The organism is Pseudomonadota bacterium, assembly GCA_023229365.1.
Taxonomy (GTDB): domain Bacteria; phylum Myxococcota_A; class Polyangia; order JAAYKL01; family JAAYKL01; genus JALNZK01.
Genome location: JALNZK010000004.1, coordinates 48,606 through 64,474, shown reverse-complemented (window position 1 = coordinate 64,474; position 15,869 = coordinate 48,606). Strand labels below are relative to the sequence as shown.

At 71.2% G+C, this 15,869-nt stretch carries 15 protein-coding genes; 5 read left to right on the top strand and 10 right to left on the bottom strand.

Annotated elements, in window-relative coordinates; translation table 11 throughout:
- Window positions 1–75 precede the first annotated feature (75 nt).
- Window positions 76–1,080, top strand: coding sequence for a hypothetical protein (locus M0R80_04730; GenBank protein ID MCK9458924.1), 1,005 nt, complete (start codon window positions 76–78; stop codon window positions 1,078–1,080).
- A 5-nt stretch (window positions 1,081–1,085) separates the two neighbouring features.
- On the opposite strand, the gene M0R80_04725 is transcribed toward M0R80_04730, so the two are convergent.
- Genes M0R80_04725 through M0R80_04710 form a run of 4 tightly spaced genes read right to left on the bottom strand, consistent with a single transcriptional unit; the run spans window position 1,086 to window position 5,633 of the window.
- Window positions 1,086–1,901, bottom strand: a complete 816-nt coding sequence (locus M0R80_04725) for a DNA methylase (protein ID MCK9458923.1) — start codon at window positions 1,899–1,901, stop codon at window positions 1,086–1,088.
- Entirely contained in the window at window positions 1,898–2,776 is an 879-nt protein-coding gene (locus tag M0R80_04720) for a DMT family transporter (protein MCK9458922.1), read from the bottom strand. The genes M0R80_04725 and M0R80_04720 overlap by 4 nt, the downstream gene beginning before the upstream one ends.
- Before the next feature lie 18 nt (window positions 2,777–2,794).
- Window positions 2,795–4,417, bottom strand: a complete 1,623-nt coding sequence (locus M0R80_04715; GenBank protein ID MCK9458921.1) for a hypothetical protein — start codon at window positions 4,415–4,417, stop codon at window positions 2,795–2,797.
- Between the two features lie 40 nt (window positions 4,418–4,457).
- Window positions 4,458–5,633 carry a hypothetical protein gene (locus M0R80_04710; GenBank protein ID MCK9458920.1) on the bottom strand — a complete coding sequence of 392 codons (1,176 nt, stop codon included), beginning with the start codon at window positions 5,631–5,633 and terminating at the stop codon, window positions 4,458–4,460.
- Window positions 5,634–5,762: 129 nt separating this feature from the next.
- On the opposite strand from M0R80_04710, the gene M0R80_04705 reads away from it, so the two are divergent.
- A complete protein-coding gene (locus M0R80_04705) occupies window positions 5,763–6,677 on the top strand; it encodes a GGDEF domain-containing protein (protein MCK9458919.1) in 915 nt (304 codons plus the stop codon).
- Window positions 6,678–6,757: 80 nt separating this feature from the next.
- Here the strand turns inward: M0R80_04705 and prmC are convergent, their stop codons facing one another.
- Window positions 6,758–7,615 carry a peptide chain release factor N(5)-glutamine methyltransferase gene (gene prmC / locus M0R80_04700; GenBank protein ID MCK9458918.1) on the bottom strand — a complete coding sequence of 286 codons (858 nt, stop codon included), beginning with the start codon at window positions 7,613–7,615 and terminating at the stop codon, window positions 6,758–6,760.
- Between the two features lie 80 nt (window positions 7,616–7,695).
- The gene (locus tag M0R80_04695) at window positions 7,696–9,297 is read right to left on the bottom strand and encodes an adenylate/guanylate cyclase domain-containing protein (GenBank protein MCK9458917.1); all 1,602 of its coding nucleotides are present in this window, start codon (window positions 9,295–9,297) and stop codon (window positions 7,696–7,698) included.
- A gap of 160 nt (window positions 9,298–9,457) precedes the next feature.
- Here M0R80_04695 and M0R80_04690 point away from each other — a divergent pair, with 160 nt between their 5' ends.
- Complete coding sequence (locus tag M0R80_04690; GenBank protein ID MCK9458916.1) at window positions 9,458–9,685, top strand: CopG family transcriptional regulator; 228 nt, start codon at window positions 9,458–9,460, stop codon at window positions 9,683–9,685.
- A complete protein-coding gene (locus M0R80_04685; GenBank protein MCK9458915.1) occupies window positions 9,669–9,929 on the top strand; it encodes a type II toxin-antitoxin system RelE/ParE family toxin in 261 nt (86 codons plus the stop codon). Before M0R80_04690 ends, M0R80_04685 begins: the two co-directional genes overlap by 17 nt.
- 45 nt (window positions 9,930–9,974) lie before the next feature.
- On the opposite strand, the gene M0R80_04680 is transcribed toward M0R80_04685, so the two are convergent.
- The 4 genes from M0R80_04680 to M0R80_04665 all read right to left on the bottom strand — a co-directional run bounded on the left by M0R80_04680 (window position 9,975) and on the right by M0R80_04665 (window position 13,946).
- Window positions 9,975–10,394, bottom strand: coding sequence for a putative toxin-antitoxin system toxin component, PIN family (locus M0R80_04680; GenBank protein ID MCK9458914.1), 420 nt, complete (start codon window positions 10,392–10,394; stop codon window positions 9,975–9,977).
- Entirely contained in the window at window positions 10,391–10,678 is a 288-nt protein-coding gene (locus tag M0R80_04675; protein ID MCK9458913.1) for a type II toxin-antitoxin system Phd/YefM family antitoxin, read from the bottom strand. The genes M0R80_04680 and M0R80_04675 overlap by 4 nt, the downstream gene beginning before the upstream one ends.
- Before the next feature lie 180 nt (window positions 10,679–10,858).
- Window positions 10,859–11,833, bottom strand: coding sequence for an acyl-CoA dehydratase activase (locus M0R80_04670; protein MCK9458912.1), 975 nt, complete (start codon window positions 11,831–11,833; stop codon window positions 10,859–10,861).
- Entirely contained in the window at window positions 11,826–13,946 is a 2,121-nt protein-coding gene (locus M0R80_04665) for an ATP-binding protein (GenBank protein MCK9458911.1), read from the bottom strand. Before M0R80_04665 ends, M0R80_04670 begins: the two co-directional genes overlap by 8 nt.
- Window positions 13,947–14,085: 139 nt before the next feature.
- Between M0R80_04665 and M0R80_04660 the strand changes: the two genes are divergently transcribed.
- Complete coding sequence (locus tag M0R80_04660; protein ID MCK9458910.1) at window positions 14,086–15,804, top strand: hypothetical protein; 1,719 nt, start codon at window positions 14,086–14,088, stop codon at window positions 15,802–15,804.
- Window positions 15,805–15,869 lie beyond the last annotated feature (65 nt).

Sequence of the window (15,869 nt, the reverse complement as noted above, 5' to 3'; positions counted from 1 at the left end):
AATTCCCACCCGCGATTCCGTGAATATCGTATGATTCCTGCCTGTCTGTACCGTATCCACCGAGGAGGACCGATCATGTCCAGACACGCGACGACGATCATCGGCCTGTGCGCGGGCGCGCTTCTCACGCTGGGGGTGCTGGGCGCGGCGGGCGCCGACGAGCCGCTCGCGCTCCGCTGGATCCCGACCGGCACCAAGACGGCGCTCTCCGGGATCCCGTACAACGACGACGTCAGCCACGTGCGGATCAACGCGACCATGGGCACAAAACCCGAGGATCGCTACTACGCGATTCGCGGGATCCGCACGTCCGGCGGGAACTTCGGCATCCAGGTCGTGCCGGCGTTCCTGCACCCGGCCGCGGATAGGAACGTCCGCAACGACTGGTTCAGGCATAGTGATCCGACCAACGTCAAGACGGCCGAGCTGCCCGAAGGCTACTTCGTCACGTCCTTGCAGATGTGCGACGACGGCGACACCGACGAGACCAGGGAGTTCAAGGGCGTGCGCGTGTGGGGGCACCGGCTCGACTCCCTCGGCCGGACCCTCGATCCGAAAGGACCGGTGGAGCTCACGCGGACGGGCTGCAAGCAGTGGCGCGCCAAGGTCTCCTGTCCGTCCGGGACGATCGCGCACTCGCTCCTGTACCACAACCTGTCCGCGCTGCAGCTCTTCTGCTCCAAGGTCGAGCCGGCGGTCGGCGTGTGGAACCCCTGGAGCGGGAGGGTGCTCGACGGCGGCTATTTCAAGGACGGCACCGGCAAGATCCACGTCAAGCTCCAGGCGAAGAACGACAGCCACACCACGGGCAACGTCGAGCTCGCGACCGTCAAGCTGATGTCCGGCGGCGCCGCGGTGTGCCAGGCGAAGGTCGCCGCCCAGCCGGCGATCCCGTACGGCCACACGCAGGATCTCGATCTCGGCCTCCCGTGCGACTGGCAGAAGATCAAGACCGCCGGCGGCTGCAAGCTCGGCGACAGCTGCTCCGTCAAGCTCAAGGGGATCATCAAGGCGAAGGTCGAGGGGCTCGTCGAGGAGCACCCGTACGAGACCACGGTCACCCTCAAGCACATCCCGTAGGGCCGCTAAGGGCGCCCGCGCGCGCCGCGGCGCCGATCCCGAGGGAGCGCCCCTCCGCCGGCCCCGCCCGCGGCGGCGAGATCCGCGGCGATCTCGTCCGGGTGGCGGCGGTCCGGGAGCGCTCCTTTGTCCTTGGGCGCCGGCTTGTAGACCGCGAACAGGTAGTTGAAGCCGCGCAGCATGTAGTCGCCCTCGACCGCGGCTGTGTGGAAGTGGCGCCGCTCGAGCGTCGCGTTGCGCCTGACCACCGCGACGACGTCGACCGGCACGAAGCGCTGGCAGAGGATCGAGAACGCGTCGAAGCCGAGCGGCCTGAGCGGCGCCCCCTTCCGGAACGAGTCGCAGATGTAGAGCGCCGCGTACCTCCCGGGCCGGAGCACGCGGTGGATCTCGGCGGCCACCCGTGCGAGCGCCTCGCGGTACTCGCGCGAGCCCGCCTGGAGCTCGCCGAGGCACTCCTTCTGCCCCGAGTAGCGGATGTGGTCGCCGTAGGGCGGATCGACGAACACGAAGTCCGCGACGCCGTCCTCGAGCGGGAGCCGGCGCGCGTCCGACCGGAACACGTCGGGCCGGGCCGGCTGGAGATCGTATCCCAGCGCCCTGCGGCCGAGATCGCGCGCCACGTCGAGCGTCGTGCCGCTCCCGGCCATGGGATCGACCACGAGATCCTTCGGGCGCGTCCAGCGGCGCAGCGCGTTCCAGATCACGTGCGACGGGGTCACGCCCGCGTACTCCTGATCTCCCTGGGCGCCGGGCCCGTAGCTCTGGGACGGGTAGTCCCACAGCGTCGTCGTGTGCAGCCGGATCGATGGCTTGGTCATCCCTTCTCCTCCCTCCGGCGCTCGGTGGCCACGGCGAGCACCGAGGCGCCTATCAGGACGTAGCCGACGACGGCGCCCGCCGACGCGGCCTCGCCCCACGCGAAGTACGCGACCGTCCCCGCGAGGAGCGGCTCGGCGAGCGTGATCGCCGTGATCCGGCCGGCCGGCACCCACCGCACGGCCGCGTTCAGCGACGTGTGGCCTATCACCGTGGGCACGAGCGCCATGAGGCCGAAGCAGGCCCAGGTCTGCGGCGTATAGTCGACCAGCGGCACGCCGAGGACGAGCATCGTCGCGAAGCCGACGGCCGCCGCCGCGCCGTACACGGCCGTGACGTACACGGTGGTGTCGAGCGTGCGCCGCACCCGCTTGCCGATCAGGAGGTACGCCGTGAAGAGGAACGACGACGCGAGCGACAGGAGATCGCCGCCGACCTTCTCCGGCGAGAACGCGAGATCGTGCCAGCCCACTACCGCGACGCCGAGCACGCCGACGCCGATCGCGATCGAGAGCCGCCTGCTCGCGCGCTCGCCGAAGAACAGGTACTCGGCGGCCGCGGTGATCACGGGGTTGATCGCGAGCACGAGCGTCGCGTTGGCCACGGTCGTCGCCTGCACGGCCGCGATCCAGGTGAAGAAGTGGAGCGCAAGGGCCGCCCCCGCGGCGAGGAGGAGGAGGAGCGTCCTCTTCGGGAGCGCCGGGATGCGCGCGGGCCCCCTCCCGGCGAGCGGAGCGAGCACGAGCGCGGCCAGGGCGAGGCGCCACGCGGCGATGGCGACGGGGTGCGCGTCGCCGAGCCGGATGATGTTCGCGGACTGGCTGAGCGCGAGCACGCCCACGGCGAGGAAGAGCCAGATGCGTTTCAGCTGCGCCATGGAGGTTCGCGCGGACCGCTAGGGGCGCGCGCCGGAGGGCGGCGGCGTCTCCCGATCGCTCGAGGCGAGCACGACGAGCCCGGCGACCAGGATCGCGCCGAGCAGGATCGCAAGGCCGAGCGCGATCCACATCTGGCGCCGCCCCTTGTCTTCCGCGTCGCGGGGGCTCGGGACGAGCGAGTCGTGGAGCAGCGCCAGCGGCTTGAGCTCGCTCGCGACCAGCGGATCGTCCGGGTGTCGGGGCCAGCCGGCGCCGCCCGTGCCCTCGACGGGCGTCGCGCCGCCGCGGAACGCGGCTCTCTCGTCGCGGGCGAACCCCTGGTGGTAGTCCGGCGCGAGGTCCTCGGTCATCGACGGGCGCCACGCGCCGGGCGCCACGATCCCCTCGGCCGGGCCGAGCGCGATCTTCTCCTCCCGCGACGGCAGAACCTGGTAGTAGCCGGTCGAGGTGGCCCGCCTGGCCGTCGCCCCCTTGACTCCGTCCGCGCCGAGCCGGTGCTCGGCCGCGAGCCACGCGAGCACGTGCGAGGCGCTCCTGACCGCGCGCGCCGGATCCTCGCCCCGCCCGCAGGCCTCGCCGGGCATCAGCGGGTGCAGGGCGCCGCACCGCATGAGCGCGAGGATCGTCCGCTCCACGACGAGCCGGTCCTCTCCCTCGCGGAGCAGCTCGTCGAGCTCGTCGCCGGAGGCGCCGCCGGCCACGGTCTCGCACAGCTGGTACGACAGGCCGCTGGTCGTCGACGCGTAGTCCCGCAGGCGATCGAGCCGCACCGCGACGGGCGGGGTCGCGCCCGTCACGAACGCGGCGTCCGGCCCGAACACGAGCGCCGTACGGCGGGAGATCCGCTCGGCGAGCTCCTCGAACTTGCCGCCGAGGTTCGGCGACGCCGGGTGCGCGCCGTTCGACCTGAACGTCCACCGCCCGAAGTCGCACAGGGCGGCCTCGTACAGCGCCGCCTCGCCCGTCGTCGCGTCGTCGCCCGGCCCGCGCCGCGCCGCGGCCGCCGGCCGGCCGGCCGCGATATCAATATCGAAAACGTTCAACCCGTCGTGGATGGAGAGCGCGCCCGTGAGCCCGGCGCCGCACAGGATCTTGAGGAGCGGCAGCGGACCCGTGATCTCCAGCCGATCGCCGAGCGGCCGCCCGGCGGCCAGGCGCTCGTCGAGCACGCGCAGCGACGTCAGCGCCTCGGCGAGGTTGTCCACGACGCGCGCGACGAGCACCTCGTGCGCGGACGGCTGCCCCTCCTTCCACCAGCGCATGAGCAGGAGCGGCGTCCAGCGCAGGAGCGGGTGGCGGCGGAACCGCTGCAGGAGCCACCAGCCGAGCTCGCCCGGTCGGGTCAGCTCCGAGACGACCGCGTCCGGGCGGAACGCGAGCGCGGCGCGGTAGCCCACGTCGTCCGGCGGCCCGGTCTCGACGCCGAGGCGGAGCCCGGCGAGCACGCGCGAGAGCGCCGCGCGCCTCTCCGTATCCGCGGCCACGACGAGCACCCTGACGTCGCGCAGGCGGCCGAGCGCCATGGCGGCCGTGCCCTCGCTCATCGGCGGGCCGGGCGGCTCGGTCCCGAGATCGCGCCAGGAGTCGTCACCGGGCTTCTCGCCGTCGGGCGGCGGGCCTTTGAGCGGTTCGGCGCACATCGGGCGGAACTATACCACGCCGCGCGGGGGACGGCGTGCCCTACCACCCGCCTTCGTCGTCGAAGCCGCCGCCCATGTCCGTCGCCGCGTCGCCCGGCGCGACGCACGCCTCGAACTCGAGGCAGCCCTTGAGCTCGAGGCACGCGCGCAGCTGCGGCCGCGTGAAGTCGTTCACCATGAACTCGCAGGTTCGCGCGCACATCCGGATATACACCTCGCGCCCCTGCCCCTCGGGCGCCGCCACGCCCTCGAGCTCGGCCTTGCACGCGAGATCCCGCTCGCACGACCTGCGGCAGAGCGCCGCCTCGTCGCTCTCGTGGGCGGGCGCGGGCGCCACTTCGGGGGTCGCCGGCGCGAGCGGCTGCGCCTTCGCGATCGGGGGCTCCGGCTCGGGCGGCGCCGCGACCGCCTCGCACCTGTCGCCGTTCCACTTCGAGCCGATCGGGCACGGCGCCACGGCCGGCGGCAGCGGCGTCAGCTCGATCCGGATCAGCGCGCCGCATCCCTCGGGCGGGCGCGTGTCCGCGGTGGTCGCGGCGTCGCACCGCTCGGGCGATCCGTCGGCCGAGAGCGTCTCGCGCTCGGCGGCGGTGCCGACGCCGGCGCCCGCGTTGCCGAACTTGGCGCCGGCCCGGAGCTCTCCGGAGCCGCCCGCGTAGAACTGGAACGCGCCGATCTGCACGCCGGTGATGACGTGCGTCGCGGCCGCGCAGTCGCCGTCGAGCTCGCTCCTCGTGGTGCGCGCGGACGGCGCCTCGAACATCCCGACCAGCGCGATCTCGACGTCGAGCCCCTTGTACCGCGCGAGCTTGCCCTCGAGGCTCGCGGCGCCGAGCGGCAGGTTGGCGTACAGCTCGTCCTTGTTGCGGATCCGCACGCGGTCGTTCTTCCGCGTCAGCCCGATGTAGTCGTACCTCGCCTCGGCGCGGCACCCGCGCAGCACCTCGATGTCGCAGCCGCGCGCGCCCACCACGACCAGGCCGTGGGCTATTCGCGCCTCGAGCGACGCGCGATCCGCGGCCGGCCACTCGACGACCAGCGGATGGGACTGCGTCTCGCCGACCTTGCACTTGCCGCCGCCGGGGATCTCGATCTTGGGCGGCTCCGCGAGCTTCTCGGCCGGCCCGTGCGCGCACGCCGCGAGCGCGAGGGCGAAAACGGCGCAGGCCGGCGGCCCGATCCGAGGGCGACGACGGTCGTTCGTCCGGTTCCTCACGCAGCCACCTCCGTCTCCACCCGTGGATGATACACAACTCGGCCCGGCCCCGCACGCGGAACGACGCGCACGCGGGTGTGGCGTTCCGGCGCGTCTTGTCCTATGTTCGGGGTACCGATGGGGAGGTGCATGGCTCGTCCTCGTCCCAGCGACTCGCCGGCAGACGTCACGATCGTCCACGACGTAGCTGCGATCCGTCTGCCCAAAGGCGAGCCCGGCGTCTCGTCGATGGTCGTCATCTACGGCGAGTTCCTCGGCCGGCGCTTCGAGATCAACGGCGCGCCGCTCACGATCGGACGGGCTCCCGAGTGCACGGTCCAGCTCGCGGACGACAGCGTCTCGCGCCAGCACTGCCGCGTCTCTCCCGGTGACGACGGCGTGGTGCTCGTCGATCTCGGCTCGACGAACGGGACCTACGTCAACGACACCGCGGTGTCGGCGCGGCACCTCCACGACGGGGATCGCGTGCAGGTCGGCCGCAGCATCTTCAAGTTCCTCACGGGCAGCAACATCGAGCGGGCGTACCATGAGGAGATCTACCGGCTGAAGACGACCGACGGGCTCACCGGCGCGAACAACAAGCGCTCGTTCGACGAGGAGATGCAGCGCGAGTTCCACAGGTTCCTGCGCTACGGCCATCCGCTCGTGCTCGTGATGCTCGATATAGACTACTTCAAGAACGTGAACGACACCTACGGCCACCTCGCCGGCGATCGCGTGCTCGGCGAGCTCGGCAAGCTGATCCGCGGCGCGACGCCCGCCGAAGCGGTGTTCTGCAGGTACGGCGGAGAGGAGTTCGCCCTGCTCTTCCCAGAGACGGGGCTCGCCGAGGGCATCCGGTTCGCCGAACGGCTCCGAGCCGACGTCGAGGCCGCGCGCTTCGAGTTCGACGGCATGAAGATCCCGGTCACGATTTCGGGCGGCGTGGCCGAGGCCAACGCGGAGATGGGCGCCCCGGACCGGTTCGTGGCCGCGGCGGACGAGCGCCTCTACGCGGCGAAGCGGAACGGCCGCAACCGCGTCGAGCCCGCCGCCGAGAGCTAAACGGGGAGCGGCGCGCCTATTCGACGAACCACGGATCGTCGAGCGGATCGGGCTCGGTTTCGCGCTGCGCCGCGATCGCCCTACGTCCGGAAGACGACGACGCGCTCGAGGCCCGCGAGGTCGCGGGCGATCTCGCCGCGGACGGCGAGCGAGCGGGGCCCGATCTCCTCGGCCACGGCGGCGGCTTGGCGCGGATCGATCTCGAGGAGCACGGCGCCCCCGGGGGCGAGGAAGCGCGGCGCCCCCTCGAGGATGCGGCGCACGACGTCGAGCCCGTCGGCCCCGCCCGCGAGCGCCAGGCGCGGCTCGCAGCGGACCTCGGCCGCGAGGGCGTCGATCTCGGCGTCGGGCACGTAGGGAGGGTTCGCCGTGATCATCGAGTAGCGCGCGCCGTCGGGCAGCGGCGCGTAGAGATCGCCTTCGTGGACGATCACGCGATCCTCGAGCCCGTGCCGCGCCGCGTTGCGCCGCGCGACCGCCGCGGCCGCGGGCGACACGTCGACCGCGTCGACCGCGAGATCGGGGCGCTCGGCCGCTATGGCGATCGCCACGCAGCCGGTGCCGGTGCAGAGATCGAGGAGGCGCGCCCCAGGGCCCGCGCGCAGCGCCGCGTCGACGAGCGCCTCGGTGTCGGGCCTGGGCACGAGCACGTCGGGCGTCACCTCGAACGCGAGCGACCAGAGCTCTTTCTCGCCTATGATGTGCGCGACCGGCTCCCGCCTGCGGCGGCGGGCGATCGACGCGCGGTACGCGGCGAGCTCGTCCGGCTCGAGCGGGCGGTCCATGCCGGTGTAGAGATCGAGGCGCGTGCATAGGAGCGCGGACGCGAGGAGCAGCTCCGCGTCGAGCCGCGGCGAGTCGAGCGCGCGGCCGCGAAAGTCGGCCGTCGCCCACTCGAGCACCCTGCGCACGGTCCAGGTTTCTGTCCGCTCGGCCATGGCAGGACTCTTACCGCAAACCGGGCGCGGCGCGAACGGGAAGATCCGACCGATCGGTCGGATCCGGCGGATCGGTCGGATCACTCCTTCGCCGGGAACCCGTAGAACCGGAGCGGCTCCTTGACGTTCTTCACGGTCGCCTCGCGGACCGCGCCCCAGTCGAGCTCCTTGTCGAGCGGGTGGGCGTTCGCGGCGAGCACGTCGCGCGCGCTCGTCATCACCACGATCTCCTGGAACGTCGCCACGCCCTGCAGCCGCGCCGTGTTGTTCATCTCGCGGCCGAACGCGGTGAACGCGTGGTTCGGGCCGAACGTGCCGACCATCGTGCGGCCGAAGTTGACGCCCGTGGCCACTCCGAGCCCGGGCACGAGATCGCTCTTGCGGATCGTGTCCACCGCCGGGATGCCCGTGAGCTTACCCGTGTACTCGCGGATCTCGAACGCGGCCTGGATCGCGTGCGCCACGCGCTCGGCCTCGGTGGTGTCGTCGAACGGCGTGCCGAAGATCCCGATCACGCAGTCGCCGACCATCTTGTCGAACACGCCGCCGTGGCGAAACACGATGTCGACCACGCCCTCTGACCAGTAGTCGATGAGTGCGCCCACCTCGTCCGGCCCGCCGAGCACCTGCTCGCTGATCTTGGTGAACGACGTGATGTCCGTGAACAGCATCGCCACGTCGCGTAGGCGCGGCGTCAGGTACGCGGTCTGGTAGTCGCGCACCTGGAGCAGGCGCGACACGACGTCGGGCGCGAAGAACTGCTGTAGGTAGCGCTGGTCCTTGTGGTAGTCGACGAGCCGCTGCCCGAGCGCCACCGCGAAGTGCTGGAGCAGCTCGGCGCGGGCGCCGATCGCGCTCGCCTCCGGGCCGGTCGTGGCAATGAAGCCGTGCTCCCCGGCCGCGGTCATGCCGGTCTCGATGAGCGCGGCCGCGGTGTGATCCGAAGGCAGCCCGGCGGCGGCGATCGCCTCGGCGATCTCGGGCGTCCCGTCGCGTGCGAGCAGGGCGCCGAGCCGTGTCCCGTCGCCCGAGGCGGCCTCGAGCGCGAGCGCGCCGTCGAGGTACGCGCGGCACCTCCGGCGCGGCTCGTCGCCGGTCTCCTCGGTGTACGCGACCATGAGGCCCCGCGCGCCGTTCTCGGCGAGCAGGTAGAGCGCGGTCTGGTCGATCGCCTGCTCGAGCACGTGCTCCTTGAGCCGGCGCTCGATCTCGATCACCTGGTCGTGGCGGAAGCGCGCGCGGCGGATCTCGTAGAGCAGGTTGTCGAGCTCCTCCTTGGCCACCTCGAGGAGCGTCCGGCCGCCGGGCGAGGGCGGGCGCGCCGCGAACGACGCGCTCATGAAGCCGATCGGCTCGCCGTCCACGTCGATGACGACGCGGCACCGCAGCCCGTCGGCGCTCTCGTCCGGCTCATCGCCCATCGCGTAGTCCCCGAGCCTCGCGGCCGCCGGCCCGAACGCGAGCGTCTCGCTCTCGCCGTCGCCCCCGAGGAGCCGCACCGCGAGCCCGTCGGCGCCGATCGCGTCCAGGATCCACGGCGCCACGCGCTCGAGCGTCCGCTGCGCCGAGTCGCCGTCCTGCTGGCACGCCTCGAGCTGTCGGTCGAGCCCGTGCGCGAGCCGCCACGCGCGCTCCGCGTCCGCGCCGGAAAGGGAGAGCAGGTCGATTTCCTTCGCCGCCATGGGAGTCCTCCGATCTCGGGATCGAGCTTCTTAGGTACACCGCCTCGCGCGCCCAGGGCAAGCGACGCCTCGGGGCGTAACCGCTCGGTCGGCAACCTGTTTCAGGGTCGCTTTGACGTTAAAGTGACATAGTGACATACTGTTATCCAGAGGTGATGCCATGGAAAAGGCCCGGGCGACCGTGTACATCGACGCGCCGATCTACAAGGCGATCAGGATCAAGGCCGCCGCGACCGGCACGAACGTCTCGGCGATCGTGAACGCCGCGCTGCGCCAGTCGCTCTCCGAGGATCGCGACGATCTGACGGCGCTCGCGGATCGCGTCGCCGAGCCGACGCGGCCGTTCGAGGACTTCTTGAAAGAGCTCACCGATGACGGGCTCCTATGAGGTCCTGATCCGCCGCAGCGCGGAAAAGGAGATCCGCGATCTGCAGCGCGACGTTCGAGTCCGTGTCGTCGCGCGCATCCGCAACCTGGCCTCGACCCCCCGGCCCGCGGGGTGCGAGAAGCTCGCCGGCCGCGACGCCTACAGGATCCGCGTCGGGCTCTACCGCATCATCTACACCATCGAGGATCGCCGGCTCGTCATCGAGGTCGTCCGCGTCGCGCACCGGCGGGAGGTGTACAGGTAGACGTGGAGACCGATTCCGTGTCTCAGCGCGGGCGCCGCTCGAACGTCAGGCATGGCCGCGCGCCCCGAGCGCGGCAACGAACGCCGAAGGCTCCAGGATCCGGACGCCCACTCGGCGGTCGCGCGTCTTGAAGTGGCGGGCATTGCCCGTGACGAGCGCGTCCGCTCCTCCCGCGATCGCAACCTCGAGGAACGGCGCGTCGTCGGGGTCCGGGAGCTCGACCGCGATGTCCGATGCGTCGACGTGATCCGCGCCCTCGGCGAGCAGCTCGACGAGCTGCAGAGCGACCTCCCGATCGAACCCGAAGCGCGGGCGAGTCAGCACCTCGGCGTACTCGCGCAGGATCCTGTCGTCGACGAGCAACCCGACCGCGCCGGAGACGACCGAGTCGAGAGCCCTTCCGGGCGGGCCGTGCGGGCTGAGGAGTCCGGACACGAGCACGTTCGTGTCGAGCACGATCCTCATGCGTCGGGGCGCGCCTTCCGCGCCGCTCGAATCTCGTCGTCGATCTCCCCCACGTCCATCGACGCCGCGCCGGACGCGAACGCCTCGGCGCGCAGCCTGGCCACGGCCATCTGGGCGCGGACGCGCTTGACGAGCGCCGCGGTCGCGTCGAGCTCGCCGTCGCCCACGCCCAAGAGGATGCCGACCGGCTTGCCGTTGGCCGTGAGCACGAGGTCGTCGTCCTCGAGGAGCTCGCGCACCTTGCCCGGCGTGTTGCGCAGCTCGCGCGTGCTGACGAACTTCATCTCACCCTCCCCGAGCGCCGAAGCCGGTGCTCATATGGCTACAATATGGCTACGATTGTGCGACGTCAAGAGGAGGGGTCACCGAGAATTCTGCACGAACGTCAGCTCGAGGCCGTTCAGATCCACGTGGGCCCAATCCGACCGATCCGGCGGATCCGACCGATCGGTCGGATCGCCGCCTCACCCGGCCGGAGGAACCTCTCCCTCGAGCTTCCGCACCCACCGCTCGCAGGCGCCGCCCCAGTAGGCGATCGTCGCGCCGTTCTCCTTCACCTCGACGATGTCGCAGCGGCTCTCGCAGTGCTCGCACCCGAAGCTCGCCGTCTCGTAGGTCGCCGCGCCGATCGCGGCGATCCCCTTGAACGCGGTCGCGCCCGCGATCTCGGACGCGAAGATCGCCATCCCCACCGCGCCCATGACGTCGTTGTGCTCGGGCACGATCACCTTCATGCCGAGCTCCTCCTCGAACGCCCGCACGATCCCCGCGTTGTTCGACACGCCGCCCTGGAACAGCACCTCCTCGCGGATCGGCTTCCCCTTGGCGCAGTTGTTCAGGTAGTTCTTCACGAGCGAGCGGCAGAGCCCGGCGAGGATCTCGTCCTTGGCGAACCCCTGCTGCTGCCGGTGGATCATGTCGGTCTCGGCGAACACGGTGCAGCGCCCGGAGATCGGCGCGACCCTCTGCGCCGCGAGGGCGCGCGCCCCCACGTCCTTCACGTCGATCCCGAGCCGCCGCGCCTGGGAGTCGAGGAACGCGCCGGTGCCGGCCGCGCAGATCGAGTTCATGTTGAAGTCCGCGACCGCGCCGTCCCGCACGCAGACGATCTTCGAGTCCTGGCCGCCGATCTCGATGATCGTCCGGCACGCGGGGCGCACGTCGAGCGCGCCGCGGAAGTGCGCGATGATCTCGGTCCGCTTCACGTCGGCGCCGACGACCGAGCCTATCAGGTTGCGGCCCGAGCCGGTCACGCCCACGCCGCGCACGTCGAACCTCCCGCCGCCGAGCGCGTCGATCAGCATCTCCCGCGTCACGCGGATCGGATCGCCGACCGTGTACCTGTAGTCCTTGAGGAGCACGCGCCCGTCGGTCCCGCGCACCGCGAGGTTCGTCGACACGGAGCCGACGTCGAGGCCGACGGAGACCGGCTCAGGCATCTGCGTCCTCCGCCGGGAGCGGCACGATCGACGCGCGCTCCTCGCCGCACGCGGGCAGGACGACGGTGAAGATCGTGCCCTGCCCGACCTGGCTGCGCACCTCGATGTCGCCGCCCGCGTCGCGGATGATCCGCTGGCAGACGGACAGCCCGAGCCCCGCGCCCTTCGTCTTCGTCGTGAAGAACGGGATGAACACGCGCTGCAGCACCGCGGGCTCGATCCCCGGCCCGTTGTCCGAGAACCGGATCTCGACGAAGCGCTGCGGCTCGGATCCGGCGCGGACCTGGCGCAGGCGGCGCACCTTCTTGATCCGCGTCGAGATCTCGAGGCGGGCCCCCGCCTGCTCCTCCATCGCCTGGTTCGCGTTGATCACGAGGTTCAAGAAGACCTGGTGCAGCCGCTCGCCGTCGATAACGACCCCCGGCAGCTCCTCCCCGTAGTCGACGACGAACGCCGCCTTGTGCCCGCGCCCGGCCTCGAACAGCCCGAGGGTACGCTTCAGGATCTCGTTGACGTCGACCTCCTTGGGCAGGCCGGAAGAGGGCCGCGCGTACGACAGGAAGTCGGTGACCACGCGATTCAGCCGGTCGACCTCCTCGACGATGACGCTCAGGAACTCGCGATCCGGCCGCGCCGTCTTGCCGTCGTCCGCCATCTCCTCGATCACCTGCGCCGCGGCCTTGATCGCGCCCAAGGGGTTGCGAATCTCGTGGGCGAGTCCCGCCGACATCTCGCCGAGCGCGGCGAGGCGATCGCGCTCCTTCATCTGCTGGTACGCCTGCGAGTTCTCGACCGTGATCGCGATCTGGCCCGCGAGCCCGGCGAGCAGGTTGACGTCCTCGGCCGAGAACGCGTCGTGCACGCGGTCGTCCCGCACCGTCAGGAAGCCGAGCAGCTGCTGCTCCTCGCCCTCGACGAGCACGAGCGCGTCGGCGCCGAGGTTCCCGAGCAGCTCCACGACCTCGTTGAGCTGATCCGCCTCGGGCCGCCGCCCCTCGCGGCGGAGCCGGTCCCGGCGGGAGGCGAACCCGCTCGCGCTGAGCGTGCCGCCCGACGCGTACGGCTTCAGGTGGCGCCGCGCGACGGCGGCCTCGACCCGGGAGAGCACAGGCGGCGGCCCGATGTTCGAGCGCAGGTCGAAGCCGCGGCCGTGCGGATCGATGAGGTAGAGCCCGGCCTGGGTGACACGGCGCGAGTCCTCGAGGCCAGCGAGCAGGATCTCGACCATGTTCTCGACGCGGATCTCGTGGGCGAGGCTCTGCTTGAGCTCCGTCGTCTTCTGCTCGAGCACGCGCCTTTCGCCGAAGAAGAAGTCGGCGATCTTGCGCTCGACGAGATCGCGCAGGGGATCGAACAGGAGGAGGATGACGAGCGACGCGAGGAACGCGTTGAACGTGAACCCCGGCCCCGCCCAGAACACGAGCGCCGTGTAGATGCCGGCGAGCGCCACGCCCATGGCGGTCATGACCGCGAACCGGCCGAGCATCTCGTAGAAGTCGAGGATCCGGTAGCGGACGATCGCCTGCGAGATGATGTACAGGTACAGAAGCGTGATCGCGATCCCGAGCGGCGGGAGATCGAGGTCGAACACGTGCCCGAGCCGCTCGACGACCTGCAGGACGAGCACGACGAGCCCGCCGCCGAACAGGTAGCGCATGCGGGCCGCGTCGACGCGGGTCGGCGCGGAGCGCGCCTGGACGTTCAGGTCGAGGATCGCGACGAGCATGAAGCCGACGACGTACGTGAGCACCGCGGGCCCCACGGCCGGCCGGAGCCAGGTCGGGTGCAGGATGAACGCGATGAGCACCGCGCCGAGCGCGATGGCGAGCCGTCCGAGCCGAAGCCGCGTGCGCGAGACCGCGGCGAAGGCGCGGAAGAACATCAGCCCGCCGAGCGGCAGGAGCACGGCGAGCACGAGAGAGATCCGCTCGAGCCACGGCTCGCCCCACCACGCATAGAGGAAAATCGAAAAATAGTAGAGCGTGACGTTGCCGCAGAGGACGACGAACAGCTTCTGGCGTACGTCCTTGTCGCGCCGCAGGAGCACGGAGACCGTGATCGCGAGGGCGATAATCCAGCCGAGCAGCGCGCTCTGAACCCTCGAGTCGTCCATGTCGCTCCGCCATTGAATTAGTCAGGAGCGCGACCGGGAGTCAAATGGAAATGCGACCAAAGGTGCGTTTGGGTAGTATATTGCTTACATTTACTCACAAAATTTGCTTTTTCGTATAATCTAACAATAACATTGAGGTATGAGATCAAAACTCAACATTCACCTCAATATAGCCGCCGTTGTCATCGCGCTGGTGGCGATCCTTCCGAGACCCGCGGACGCCTGGACCACGACCAAGCTCGCCGAGGTCTCCGTCTCGCTCCTCGTGGCGCCCCGCGGTCCGTCACAGGTCACGACCCAGGCGCGATTCGAGGTGCTCGGCGGCTCGTTCCACGGGTTCACGGTGGCGCCGCTCGCGAGCGCCGAGCTGATCGCGTCCGAGTGCAAGGCGGTCACCGACGACGGCCGCACGCTCCCGCTCACCTACGAGCCGCTCGGCGACGGCCGCATGCGCGTGCTGTTCGACGACGCCTCCGCGCTCAAGTACGGCGCGGTCACCTACACCCTCGTCCACCACCTCGACCTCGTCGCGTCGGGCGCGCTGCGCCCGTACGGCGAGCGGGCGCGGCTCGACTGGACCCCGCTCGTCTGGGACGCAGGGACGAACGAGATGACGGTCGACGTGCTGCTCCCGGGCGAGAGCGAGGCCGCACCGCCGATCGTCGATCCGGCGGTCACGGAGGACTACGTGGTCGGGACGAGCGCCGCCGGGGTCCGCCTGACGAAGCACAGGACCGTGCGCTGGTACCCCATGCAGGTCGTCGTCGATTTCGACGCCCGGCTCGTCCCCGCGCTGCGCGGCGTCGCGAGCGGCGAGAAGAAGCCGGCGGTCGAGGCGAGCGCGGCCGTCCTCGCGCCGAAGCCGGAGCTCACCCGCAGGCCGCCGCCGCCGCCCTTTGTCCTCGCGGCGCCCGCGATCGCGGTCCTCCTCGGGCTCGCCGTCCTGGCGCGCAAGGCGAGCCGCCTGCGACGCGCGCTCGGCGATCTCGGGTTCGCGGCGCGGTTCTCCGTACTGAAGAGCACCGGGCTGCCGCTTCGGCTCGTGCTCTCGGCCGCGGCTGCGGCTCTCGGGCTCGGCGTCCAGTACGCGGGATCGCTCGCCGCGGGTGTCCCCGCGCTCGTCGCGGCGGTGCTGCTCTGGGTCGTCGATCGCGAGACCGGATCCACCGCGCCGCGCCCCGGCGGCACCTGGCGCGAGATGGACGGCGAGGACGTCGTCCGCTACTCCCGCCTGTGCCGCGAGTACACGGGCCACCGCTCGAGCCTCTTCGACGTCACGCACCCCGCGGGCGCGCTCGCGTTCATCGCCGCGCTCGCGGCGCTCGGGGCGGCGTTCTGGACGGCGCGCGAGCTCTGGCCGCGCCCGGCGCTGGCGACGCTGCTCGACGCCGCGATCTGGATGGTCCCCGCCTGGTTCACGGGCGCGCGTGCCGAGCTGCCCGTCGATCCGACGCTCGAGTCGTTCCTCTCGATCCGCCGCTGGCGCCGCGCGCTGAATCGGCTCGTCGGCACGCGCCTCCACGGCGCATGCGCGTCGTTCTTCGTGCGCGAGGACGAGAAGGGGCCTATCGAGGTCCGGCTGCGCGTCTCGAACCCCCTGCCCGCGGGCGTGAGCGGCATCGAGGTCGCGAACGAGCTCGTCGCGGCAGGCGCGGCGATCCGCAGGCGCAACGCGTTCGTGCTGCGCCTCGAGCCGGGCACCGAGCTCGCGCGGCGCCTCGCCCAGTGTCCGCACGTCGCGGAGCACCACCTGACCCCCGACCTCAAGGAAGAGATCCTCGTGCTGCGCGACCGCCGCGGCAAGAAGTCCGAGGGGCTCGCGCCGCTGCGCGCCGCCCTGGCCCGGATCGCCGGATAAAAAAAAAGGCGCGCCGAAGACTCGACGCGCCTGACGAACAGAGCTCTATCGAAAACCGACTACTG

What these genes read in the sequence shown, in the direction of transcription:
- M0R80_04730 (MCK9458924.1), top strand. Translation starts at nt 76, where the DNA reads ATGTCCAGACACGCGACGACGATCATCGGCCTGTGCGCGGGCGCGCTT.
- M0R80_04725 (MCK9458923.1), bottom strand. Translation starts at nt 1,901, where the DNA reads ATGACCAAGCCATCGATCCGGCTGCACACGACGACGCTGTGGGACTAC.
- M0R80_04720 (MCK9458922.1), bottom strand. Translation starts at nt 2,776, where the DNA reads ATGGCGCAGCTGAAACGCATCTGGCTCTTCCTCGCCGTGGGCGTGCTC.
- M0R80_04715 (MCK9458921.1), bottom strand. Translation starts at nt 4,417, where the DNA reads ATGTGCGCCGAACCGCTCAAAGGCCCGCCGCCCGACGGCGAGAAGCCC.
- M0R80_04705 (MCK9458919.1), top strand. Translation starts at nt 5,763, where the DNA reads ATGGCTCGTCCTCGTCCCAGCGACTCGCCGGCAGACGTCACGATCGTC.
- prmC (MCK9458918.1), bottom strand. Translation starts at nt 7,615, where the DNA reads ATGGCCGAGCGGACAGAAACCTGGACCGTGCGCAGGGTGCTCGAGTGG.
- M0R80_04695 (MCK9458917.1), bottom strand. Translation starts at nt 9,297, where the DNA reads ATGGCGGCGAAGGAAATCGACCTGCTCTCCCTTTCCGGCGCGGACGCG.
- M0R80_04690 (MCK9458916.1), top strand. Translation starts at nt 9,458, where the DNA reads ATGGAAAAGGCCCGGGCGACCGTGTACATCGACGCGCCGATCTACAAG.
- M0R80_04685 (MCK9458915.1), top strand. Translation starts at nt 9,669, where the DNA reads ATGACGGGCTCCTATGAGGTCCTGATCCGCCGCAGCGCGGAAAAGGAG.
- M0R80_04680 (MCK9458914.1), bottom strand. Translation starts at nt 10,394, where the DNA reads ATGAGGATCGTGCTCGACACGAACGTGCTCGTGTCCGGACTCCTCAGC.
- M0R80_04675 (MCK9458913.1), bottom strand. Translation starts at nt 10,678, where the DNA reads ATGAAGTTCGTCAGCACGCGCGAGCTGCGCAACACGCCGGGCAAGGTG.
- M0R80_04670 (MCK9458912.1), bottom strand. Translation starts at nt 11,833, where the DNA reads ATGCCTGAGCCGGTCTCCGTCGGCCTCGACGTCGGCTCCGTGTCGACG.
- M0R80_04665 (MCK9458911.1), bottom strand. Translation starts at nt 13,946, where the DNA reads ATGGACGACTCGAGGGTTCAGAGCGCGCTGCTCGGCTGGATTATCGCC.
- M0R80_04660 (MCK9458910.1), top strand. Translation starts at nt 14,086, where the DNA reads ATGAGATCAAAACTCAACATTCACCTCAATATAGCCGCCGTTGTCATC.